Here is a 9378-nt window from a genome sequence, read left to right as displayed (position 1 = left end):
CCCCCACCACTGACATTGCCCGCCTCCCCGCCGTGCTCGATGGCGCGAGCGGGTTCCTCTATTATGTCTCGGTCGCCGGGATCACGGGCCTGCAGCAAGCCGCGCAAGCAAGCATCGAAACTGCCGTCGCGCGGCTGAAAGCCGCGACCGACCTGCCGATCGCGGTCGGCTTCGGCGTGCGCACCCCCGAACAGGCCGGCGCCATCGCGCGCGTTGCCGACGGCGTCGTCGTCGGCTCGGCGATCGTCGAGATCGTCGCGCAGCACGGCGCAGATGCGCCCGCGCCCGTCCGCGCCTATATCGCTTCGCTCAAGGCCGCGATCGTTGCGGCCGATCGCAAGGCAATCGCCGGGGAAATTGCATGAGCTGGCTATCGAGCGTCCGTAACGCGCTGTCCTTCGTCGTCACCAAGAAGGACACGCCCGACAACCTCTGGCACAAGTGCAAGGGCTGCGGGCAACTGGTGTTCACCAAGGAGCTTGCCGACAATCTCCACGTCTGCCCGCATTGCGAGCATCACGAGCGGATCGGCCCCAAGGAGCGCTTTGCCTATACCTTCGACGGCGGCGTTCACACGCTATTGCCGCCGCCGCGCGTGACCGAAGACCCGCTCAAGTTCCGCGATACCAAGCGCTACGCCGACCGCATCAAGGCTGCCCGCACCGCGACGGGAGAAAGCGACGCGCTGATCAACGCGCGCGGCCTCATCGGAGGGCGTAAAGCCGTGGTTGGCGTGCAGGACTTCGCCTTCATGGGCGGGTCGATGGGGCTCGCAGTCGGCGAGGCGATCATCGCGGGCGTGGAGGCGGCGATCGCCGATCATTGCCCCTATATCATCTTCACCGCATCGGGCGGCGCGCGCATGCAGGAAGGCATTTTGTCGCTGATGCAGATGCCGCGCAGCACGGTTGCGATCCAGATGCTCCACGATGCCGGCTTGCCCTACATCGTCGTGCTGACCGATCCGACCTCGGGCGGGGTGATGGCAGCGTATGCGATGCTGGGCGACGTCCAGATCGCCGAACCCAAGGCGACGCTCGCCTTCACTGGCCGTCGGGTGATCGAAAACACGATCCGCGAAAAGCTGCCCGATGATTTCCAGACGTCGGAGTATCTGCTCGAGCATGGCATGATCGACATGGTCAAGCCACGCAAGGAATTGCCCGAAACGCTCGCCAAGCTGATCGATTATCTAAGCGTGAAGCAGGCGGCCTGACCCGCCCAACCACCGGACAGCGCAAGTGGCGGATCATGCACGATCGACTTCGCCGGCGGTGCAGGCCCAGCTCGACCGGCTATGGGCGCTGTCGCCCGGCGCCGACATCCTCGGGCTGGAGCGGATCACCGCGCTGCTCGACCGGCTCGGCAATCCGCAGCGCGCGCTTCCCCCGGTGCTGCATGTCGCGGGCACCAACGGCAAGGGATCGACCTGCGCTTTCCTGCGTGCCGCGATCGAAGCGGCGGGGCTGGCGTGCCATGTCTATACCAGCCCGCATCTGGTCCGCTTCAACGAACGCATCCGGCTGGCAGGGCGGCTGATCGAGGACGACGCGCTGGCGCCATTGCTCGCCGAGGTGCTCGACGCGGGCGGCGACATCGGCGCGAGCTTTTTCGAAGTGACGACCGCCGCCGCTTTCCTCGCGTTCAGCCGCACCCCCGCCGATGCGTGCGTGATCGAGGTCGGCCTCGGCGGGCGGCTCGACGCGACCAATGTCATTGAACGCCCGATCGTGACCGGCATCGCCCAGCTCGGGCTCGATCACCAGCAATTCCTTGGCGACACCGTCGAGGCGATTGCAGGCGAAAAGGCCGGTATCGCCAAGCCGGGCGTCCCGCTGATGACGATGCGCTATGGCCCGAGCGTTGCCCAGCGGGTCGCCGATGCCGCGGGGCGAGCGGGCGCGCCGGTGAAAGCGCTCGGAAACGGTTGGCACCTCAAGATCGGCGCGAATCTGCACTACGAGGATGCCGAAGGTGTCGTCGAGACCGGCCTGCCCCGCCTCGCCGGCCCGCACCAACCCGAAAATCTCGGGCTCGCCATCGCCATGCTGCGGCATCAGCGCGCGCTCAGGATTCCCCCGTCCGCCTATCGCGCAGCGGCTGAATGGGCCGAATGGCCCGCGCGGATGCAATTGCTGAGCGCAGGGCCGCTGGTCGATCTGCTCCCGCCCGGCAGCGCGCTGTGGCTTGACGGCGGCCATAACCCTGCGGCCGCCACCGCTGTGAGTGCAGCGCTCTCGGTCCGCGCCGAGTCGCGGCCGGTGCATCTGATCGTCGGCATGCTCGCCAACAAGGACATGCGCGGGCTGATTGCTCCGTTCGCGGCGCAGGCGCGCACGCTACAGGGGGTGCCGGTGCCCGACCATGCGTATCATGCCCCCGACGCGCTGGCAGCGGTCGCCTGCGATTTCGGCCTCAACGCCAGCAGCGCGGCCAGCGTCGAGGCAGCGCTGCTGGCCATCGCCAAGCGCGCCGACCCAGCCAGCCCGCCGGTCGTGCTGATCGTCGGCTCGCTCTATCTCGCGGGCACAGTATTGGCAGCGAACCGACAGACGCCGATGTAATTATTGCGATTGACTCGCATTAGCATCCACAAGAGAATGGTTTTCCAGTCGCCGGAGAACCATTGTGCTGCCCTTTGCCCTCCCAACCAAGCTCCAACGCGCCGTGCCTGATGATCCTGCCACCGCGTTGATGCTGTTCGCACTCCGCCGCATGAGCGCTCATGGCGTGTTCGACGCCGTTGTCGCGACACATTTTAACCGGACTTTTGGTGCGCCGTTTCAGCGCCCGCTGATGCTGATGCGCGTCCTGATGAGCGAGGTTTCGCAATCGGCGCGAGCAACAATTCAGCTCGCGCCAAGTTGTTGCCCGCGCATGACCAGTGGCGAAGCCGCGCTGATCGAGGCGGCATTGCAATTGCCAGACAATCCGGTCCGGTCGCGGCTGTTGCTGGCCGATCTGCTGGCCAATCGCGCGCCCGAAGGCGCGTTGCTCAGCCTTGAAGCCGTTGTCGCGGCCTTTGCCGATGCGGGGCGACCGATCGGCGGGCGGCATTAGCCTGCGCCGCGCAATGCCCGGAGCTTGTCCATCGCCCATTTGTACATCTCGGCATCAGCGGCACGCTGGGTGCGATCGAGCCGCTTCATGCGCGCCTCAACCTCTTCCAGCACCGCCCGTGCTCGGGATTCATAGCCCTGGTCGAGCAGCAGCGCGGCATAGCGGCAGCGCGCTTCCTCGCCGGGCATGCGCGTGACGATGTCGGCGTAGAGCGCGAGCGCCGCGTCGGCCTCGCCGAGTTCGGTCAGCACACGCGCACGCAGCAGCGTCAGCCGGTCGCGGTCGCTCTGCGTCGACGGCGGCGTGATGGCGTCCAGTAGCTTCAGCGCCTCGCCGCTCTCGCCCGTTTCGAACAGTGCGCGGGCAAGCTTGGCTTCGGTGCGTGGATCGCGGTCGGGTGTCCGCTCGATCGCGGCGCGATAGAGTGGGACGGCGTCATCGAAGCGGCCGAGGTCGCTCAACGCATCGCCGACCCTGATTTGATTGGCGATCGTATCGGCGAGGCCCAGCGCTTCGCGCGCGGCGCGCAGTTCGCGTTCTGGATCGAGCTTCGCCTCCACCTGCGCACGCACCGTACGGACATGGCGATTGCCCTGAAGGCGCGGCAGCACTTCGATCAGCACATAGGCGATCGAGCTCGCCCCCGGCAGGAAGACGAGCGCCATGATCCACAACTGGTTGCGCCCGTTGCGGATCACATCAACCACGCACGCGACCTGAATCGCGAGGAGGAGGAGGTAGAGGATCATGCCTTGGCCCCTACCGCCTGCTCGCTGGCCTCCTCGCCGGCGCTCCCGATCGACAAGTCGACCAGCCCAGTCCGGATCATCCACCAGAACAGTAGCACGCCCGGAAAAGCTGCGACCGTCGTCATCCAGTAAAAGGTAACATAGCCGAATTGCTCGACCAGGGCGCCCGCGGTCGTCGCGGTCAACAATCGGCCGACGACGCTCGACGCCGCTGAAATCAGGGCATATTGCGACGCCGTGAAGCGCAGGTCGCACAGCGCCGCGAAATAGGCGATGACGGTGACGCCGCCGATGCCGCTGGCGATGTTCTCAAAGCCGATCGCCCCCGCCAGACCCCACACGCTGTGGCCTGCACCCGCCAGCAAGGCAAAGCTGGCATTGGATATGGCCATCAGGATCAGGCTGAGCAGCACTGAGCGCTTCATTCCCAGCGACGAGTATAGCGCGCCGCCGATGAAAATGCCGATCAGATAGGCCCAGAAGCCGACCCCGACGTCGTATATCGCGATCTCGTCGTTGCTGAAGCCAGTGTCGTTGAGCAGCAGGCGCAGCACGATCTGCCCCAGCGTGTCGCCGATCTTGTGGATCAGGATGAAGATCAGGACGACGATCGCGCCCTGCCGCTGGAAGAATTCGGTGAAAGGGCCGATGATCGAGGCGGCAATTTCGCCGACACCGCGACGCGCGGTTGGTTCTCGGTGACGTTTCGGCTCGCCGACGATCAGCCCGGTCAACATCGCCGGCAGTGCGAAGGCGGCGCACGCCAGATAGGCACCGCTCCAGCCGATCCGCGCCGCCAGCACCAGCGCCAGTGCCCCCGCCGCGACCGATCCGATGCGCCAGCCATATTGCGTCATCCCCGATCCGACGCCGAGCTGATAGGGTTCGAGCGTCTCGATCCGGTAAGCGTCGATGACGATGTCGAAGGTCGCCCCGGCAAAGCCGACCAGGATCGCCGCCATCACCGTCGCGCCGATATCGGCCTTGGGATCGACCAGCGCGAGATTGACGACGGCAGCAATGACCAGCAGCCCGGCAAACACCAGCCACGAGACACGCTGGCCGAGACCGCTCAGCAGCGGAATCCGCACGCCATCGACCATCCACGCCCACAATGGCTTGAGATTGTAGATCAGGAAGCCCAGCGTGAACGCGGTCACGGTCTTTTTGTCGATGCCATCCTGCGCCAGCCGGCTCGTCAGCGTCGCCCCGATCATCGCATAGGGAAAGCCCGACGAGATGCCGAGGAAGAAGGCCGCGAGCGGCGCCTTCTCGACATAGGGGCGCACGCCCGACAACCAGTCCTGCTCGCGCACTTCGTCCATCCGCCCCTTGCTCCCGCCGCGATTCAGGCCGACACTAGCCGCAAAAAGGGAGAAGGACAGCCATGAACGCGCCAGTTCTGGAAGGCTTGCGACCGACGCCGGGCCAGCTCGCGCTCGCCGATCTGCTCGCACGCGGCGGCACACGCTCGGCACAGGGCATCACTCATGTCGATACCGCCGCCTATACCAGTGCCGATCGCCACGCCGCCGAGCAGGATCGCATCTTCACCAGGGTGCCGCTGGTGATTGCCCCTTCGGCATTGCTGCCCGAGCGCAACATGGCGGTGCCGCACGATGGCTTCGGCAAGCCGCTGCTCGTCACGCGCGACAAGGACGGCGCGGCGCATGTCTTCCTAAACGTCTGCCAGCATCGCGGCACGCGGCTGGTGGAGGGCGATGCGCCGGTGTGCGCCGCCCGTCTGGTCTGCCCCTATCACGCGTGGAGCTACAGCCTCGACGGCATGCTCACGGGGCTGCCCCGGCCCGACAGTTTTCCCGGGCTCGACAAGGCCGAATTCGGGCTGAAGCGCTTGCCGACGGTCGAGGCCGGCGGCCTGATCTGGTTCGCCTTCGATGAAGCCGCCGATTTCGCCGAAGCGCGCGCGCTCGGCGATGACTTCGATGCATTCGGGCTCGCCCAGCAGCACCTGTTCCGCCGCCGCACGCACCGGGTGGCAGCGAACTGGAAGCTGATCATGGACGCGTTCCTCGAAAGCTATCACGTCCAGCGGCTCCACGCGGCGACAATCGGCAAATTCTTCAAGGACGGCGTCACCACCGGCGACTGCATCGGCCCGCACCAGCGATCGGCGGTCGGGCGCGAGGCCGATCTGATCGCGGCGGCGCGCGGCGACTGGGGGCAGTTGCGCGCGGCGATCACCTATACCTATCAGATGTTTCCCGGCACGGTGCTGATCGTCAGCCCCGACTACATCAACCTGATGGTGATGATGCCGCAATCGGCAGGCGAAGTGCTGGTCGAGGATTTCATGCTGATCCCCGCCCCGCCCGCCACCGGCCCGGAAGGCGATCGGGCGCGCGACCATTGGGAACGCAGCTGGGCGCTGCTCGACGGCGGCGTCTTTGCCGGCGAGGATTTCCGCGCCGCCGCGCTGGGGCAACAGGGGCTGGCGTCGGGCGCGATCGAGCGCGTCACGCTCGGCACACTGGAAACCGGCATCCGCGTCTTCCACGACGCGGTCGAGGCGATGCTTTAGCCCGCGCGATCGAACAGCGTCAGTCCCTCGGGCAAGCGCTTCGGCGTTTCGCCCTGCAGCCGTTGGTCGATGATCGCGATCGCCTGCACCAAATGGCGCGGGTCGTAAGGCTTGGCCAGCCAGCCGTGCGCAAGCGTCGCGCCTTCGGGCGGGCAGTCGCCGGTAACGAACAGCACGTTCAACCCGGCCTCAAGCGCCGCCCGCGCCACCTCTAGCCCGCTGCCATCGGCGAGGCTGATGTCGGTAAGCACCAGATCAATCGCAACGCCGCTCCCCATCACCGCGGTCGCATCGGCCACGCTGTCGAAAGTGCCAACGACGGTATAGCCCTCGTCCTCCAGAAACCGTTCGTTGTCGAAAGCGATCAGCGGCTCGTCCTCGACGATCAACAGCCGCTCCACCACTCGTTTCTTGCGCCCGAACAACATGCCGATTCGCCATCCTTCATGCCCCCGGTGGGCACGCCCCCCGGGGATATTGCCGCAAGCGTAACGCTTCGTTGCTTGCCGGGCCGCAAATTTTTTGAGCAATAGCGACAATTGATTGTATCAGCACCAAGTGACGGTTTCTGACTCTGCTTCGTCCCCGCGTACCGGGCATCGCATCGCCAAGCTGTTGGCGCGCGCCGGCATCGCCTCGCGGCGCGAGATCGAACGGATGATTGCCGAGGGGCGAGTTGCGATCAACGGCAAGCCAGTCGAAACGCCTGCGACGGTCCTGCCGTCGCTGCACGGCGTTACGGTCGACGGTGCCCCGGTCGAGGCCCCTGCCCCGGCCCGGCTGTTCCTGTACCACAAGCCGAGCGGGCTGCTCGTCACCGAACGCGATCCGGCGGGGCGGCGCACGATCTATGACGCGCTGCCCAAGGACCTGCCGCGGCTGATGCCGGTCGGGCGGCTCGACCTCAATACCGAAGGGCTGCTGCTGCTCACCACCGACGGCGAACTCAAGCGCCAGCTCGAGCTGCCCTCAACCGGGGTCGAGCGCGCCTATCGCGCGCGCGCCTATGGCCAGGTCAGCCAGGCGCAGCTTGAGGAGCTGATCGAAGGCATCGAGATCGAGGGCGTCCGCTATGGCTCGATCGACGCCAATCTCGAACGCCGCACCGGCGCCAATGTCTGGGTCGAAATGATCCTGACCGAAGGCAAGAACCGCGAAGTCCGCCGCGTGCTCGAATTTCTGGGGCTCAAGGTCTCGCGGCTGATCCGCACGCGTTACGGCCCGTTCCTGCTCGGCGACCTGAAACCCGGCGAGATTGGCGAAGTGCGACAGCATGACGTCGTCGCTTTCCGCCGCGACCCCACCAAGGGCCCTTCGCCCGACCGAATCGCGGCAGCGCAGAAGCCTGCTACACCACGCGCACCGGCAGCACAGGCACAGCCCGAGCGCGGGCGGCCATCGCAAGCGCCTGCGACCGGCGCCGCGGCGAAGCGTCCGCCGCGCAAAAAGCCCAGCCGACCCGGCGATGCCGAGCCGCCACGAGCGACGGCGTCCAAGCCCAAGCGCATTGCCGGTCCGCTCAGCCCGCGCCCGGTCCGCGGCAAGCGCACGCGGCGCCCCGGTGATGCGCGCCCATCGCGGCCGAAGCCCTGATGCGTGTCATTGCCGGCACCTGGCGCGGACGCCCGCTGATGGCGCCCAAGGGCGACACCACCCGGCCCACCGCCGATCGCACGCGCGAGGCGCTGTTCTCGATGTTGACGAGCCGTCTCGGCAGTTTCGAAGGGCTGGCGGTCGCCGATCTCTTTGCGGGATCAGGGGCGCTCGGTATCGAGGCGCTGTCGCGCGGGGCCGCGAGCTGCCTGTTCGTCGAACAGGACCGGCTCGCGGTCGAGGCGCTTCGGGCCAACCTCGCAAGGCTGGGCGCGATCGGTGACGTGCGCGCGATTTCGGTGATGGGCCTTGGCAGCGCAACGGCGCCGCTCGATGTAATGATGATGGACCCGCCCTATGGCTCGGGCGCAGGTGCAGTCGCGCTCGACAAGCTGACCCGGCTCGGCTGGGTCGGGCCCGGGACGTGGGTGAGCGTCGAAACCGCTTACAACGAAGAGATCGAGGTTGCGGGTTTCGAGATCGACTCAAGCCGCACCCACGGCAAGGCTCGGATAACCTTGCTGCGGCGTACGGCCTGATCGTCGAGAGGGTGTCAGTCGCGCCGTGCTTACTGCTGGAGCAGTCGGAGCACGCCCTGCTGGCTCTGGTTCGCCTGCGCGAGCAGCGCATTCGAAGCCTGGCTGAGGATCTGCGACTTGGCGAGCTCGGTCGTTTCGGTCGAGAAGTCGACGTCTTCAATGCGGCTGCGTGCGTCGGTCAGATTGGCGACGTTGTTGGTCAGGTTGTTGACCACCGACTGCAGACGGCTCTGGCCCGCACCCAGCGTTGCCCGCGTGGTGTTGACCGCCGCAATCGCGGCGTCGAGGTCGGTCAGCGCGGTGTTGGCTCCGGCTGCCGTCGACAGATCCGACGCAATCGCCGCGGCCAGATCGAGCCCGCCGAAGTTCAGCGTCACCGTGTCGCCCGCCGACGAAGAGGTCTGGATGTCGATCGTCGATGCGGCGGTGTTGAGCAGCAGCACGCCGTTAAAATTGGTCTTGGTCTGAATGTCGGTGATCTGCGCGGTGAGCTGCGTCACTTCAGCCTGCAGATTGGTGCGATCACCGTCGCTATACGTGCCCGAAGCCGACTGGACCGCGAGTTCGCGGAGCCGCTGCAGGATGTTGGAGACTTCGCCAAGCGCGCCGTCCGCCGTCTGCGACAGCGCGATGCCGTCGTTGGCGTTGCGGATCGCCTGAGTCTGGCCGCGGATCTGCGCGGTGAAGTTGGACGAGATCGCGAGACCGGCGGCGTCGTCCTTCGCCGAATTGATGCGCTTGCCCGTTGAAAGTCGTTCGATGCTCGTCTGCTGGGCAGCCGACGCGCGGTTGTTGGCATTGGTCGCCTTCAGCGCGGCGACATTCGTTCCGATGACGGTCGAGACTGTTGAAAAACGCGTGCTTGCGACGGCGATGGAGGCGTGATTCACTCTTG

At 66.4% G+C, this 9378-nt stretch carries 11 protein-coding genes; 7 read left to right on the top strand and 4 right to left on the bottom strand.

Features of this window, described 5'->3' with window-relative positions:
* From AX672_RS08385 to AX672_RS08370, 4 genes are all read left to right on the top strand, one after another.
* Positions 1-365 (top strand): tryptophan synthase subunit alpha (locus tag AX672_RS08385; protein ID WP_202189281.1); only part of this gene is annotated, 365 nt, incomplete at its 5' end.
* On the top strand, positions 362-1216 hold the full coding sequence (gene accD, locus AX672_RS08380; protein ID WP_066650699.1) for an acetyl-CoA carboxylase, carboxyltransferase subunit beta: 855 nt from the start codon (positions 362-364) through the stop codon (positions 1214-1216). The genes AX672_RS08385 and accD, both read left to right, overlap by 4 nt.
* A gap of 25 nt (positions 1217-1241) precedes the next feature.
* Entirely contained in the window at positions 1242-2564 is a 1323-nt protein-coding gene (locus AX672_RS08375) for a bifunctional folylpolyglutamate synthase/dihydrofolate synthase (protein WP_066650698.1), read from the top strand.
* A gap of 64 nt (positions 2565-2628) precedes the next feature.
* Positions 2629-3060, top strand: coding sequence for a DUF6628 family protein (locus AX672_RS08370; protein WP_202189280.1), 432 nt, complete (start codon positions 2629-2631; stop codon positions 3058-3060).
* Here AX672_RS08370 and AX672_RS08365 read toward each other — a convergent pair.
* Positions 3057-3809 carry a tetratricopeptide repeat protein gene (locus AX672_RS08365; protein ID WP_066650696.1) on the bottom strand — a complete coding sequence of 251 codons (753 nt, stop codon included), beginning with the start codon at positions 3807-3809 and terminating at the stop codon, positions 3057-3059. The two genes, AX672_RS08370 and AX672_RS08365, sit on opposite strands and share 4 nt — an antisense overlap.
* Positions 3806-5134: an AmpG family muropeptide MFS transporter gene (locus AX672_RS08360; RefSeq protein ID WP_066650695.1), complete on the bottom strand. Its 1329-nt coding sequence runs from the start codon at positions 5132-5134 to the stop codon at positions 3806-3808. Before AX672_RS08360 ends, AX672_RS08365 begins: the two co-directional genes overlap by 4 nt.
* 62 nt (positions 5135-5196) lie before the next feature.
* Between AX672_RS08360 and AX672_RS08355 the strand changes: the two genes are divergently transcribed.
* Entirely contained in the window at positions 5197-6351 is a 1155-nt protein-coding gene (locus tag AX672_RS08355; RefSeq protein WP_066650694.1) for an aromatic ring-hydroxylating oxygenase subunit alpha, read from the top strand.
* Here the strand turns inward: AX672_RS08355 and AX672_RS08350 are convergent.
* The gene (locus AX672_RS08350; protein ID WP_066650693.1) at positions 6348-6779 is read right to left on the bottom strand and encodes a response regulator; all 432 of its coding nucleotides are present in this window, start codon (positions 6777-6779) and stop codon (positions 6348-6350) included. The genes AX672_RS08355 and AX672_RS08350 overlap by 4 nt on opposite strands.
* Before the next feature lie 130 nt (positions 6780-6909).
* Here AX672_RS08350 and AX672_RS08345 point away from each other — a divergent pair, with 130 nt between their 5' ends.
* Positions 6910-7944, top strand: a complete 1035-nt coding sequence (locus AX672_RS08345) for a pseudouridine synthase (protein WP_231731227.1) — start codon at positions 6910-6912, stop codon at positions 7942-7944.
* Positions 7944-8483 (top strand): 16S rRNA (guanine(966)-N(2))-methyltransferase RsmD, encoded by a 540-nt coding sequence (gene rsmD / locus AX672_RS08340; protein WP_066650692.1) that lies wholly within the window; start codon positions 7944-7946, stop codon positions 8481-8483. The genes AX672_RS08345 and rsmD overlap by 1 nt, the downstream gene beginning before the upstream one ends.
* A 29-nt stretch (positions 8484-8512) precedes the next feature.
* On the opposite strand, the gene AX672_RS08335 is transcribed toward rsmD, so the two are convergent.
* On the bottom strand, positions 8513-9373 hold the full coding sequence (locus AX672_RS08335; protein ID WP_269454039.1) for a flagellin N-terminal helical domain-containing protein: 861 nt from the start codon (positions 9371-9373) through the stop codon (positions 8513-8515).
* Between the last annotated feature and the right edge of the window lie 5 nt (positions 9374-9378).

Origin of the sequence: Sphingomonas sp. CCH10-B3 (assembly GCF_001556185.1) — a bacterium.
Taxonomy (GTDB): Bacteria; Pseudomonadota; Alphaproteobacteria; order Sphingomonadales; family Sphingomonadaceae; genus Sphingomonas; species Sphingomonas aquatica.
The sequence above is the reverse complement of the archived record's forward strand: the minus strand, read 5'-3'. Positions and strand labels throughout refer to the sequence as shown.

Coding starts and splice junctions, on each gene's coding strand:
- AX672_RS08355 (WP_066650694.1), top strand. CDS start 5,197: ATGAACGCGCCAGTTCTGGAAGGCTTGCGACCGACGCCGGGCCAGCTC.
- accD (WP_066650699.1), top strand. CDS start 362: ATGAGCTGGCTATCGAGCGTCCGTAACGCGCTGTCCTTCGTCGTCACC.
- AX672_RS08365 (WP_066650696.1), bottom strand. CDS start 3,809: ATGATCCTCTACCTCCTCCTCCTCGCGATTCAGGTCGCGTGCGTGGTT.
- AX672_RS08360 (WP_066650695.1), bottom strand. CDS start 5,134: ATGGACGAAGTGCGCGAGCAGGACTGGTTGTCGGGCGTGCGCCCCTAT.
- AX672_RS08350 (WP_066650693.1), bottom strand. CDS start 6,779: ATGTTGTTCGGGCGCAAGAAACGAGTGGTGGAGCGGCTGTTGATCGTC.
- rsmD (WP_066650692.1), top strand. CDS start 7,944: ATGCGTGTCATTGCCGGCACCTGGCGCGGACGCCCGCTGATGGCGCCC.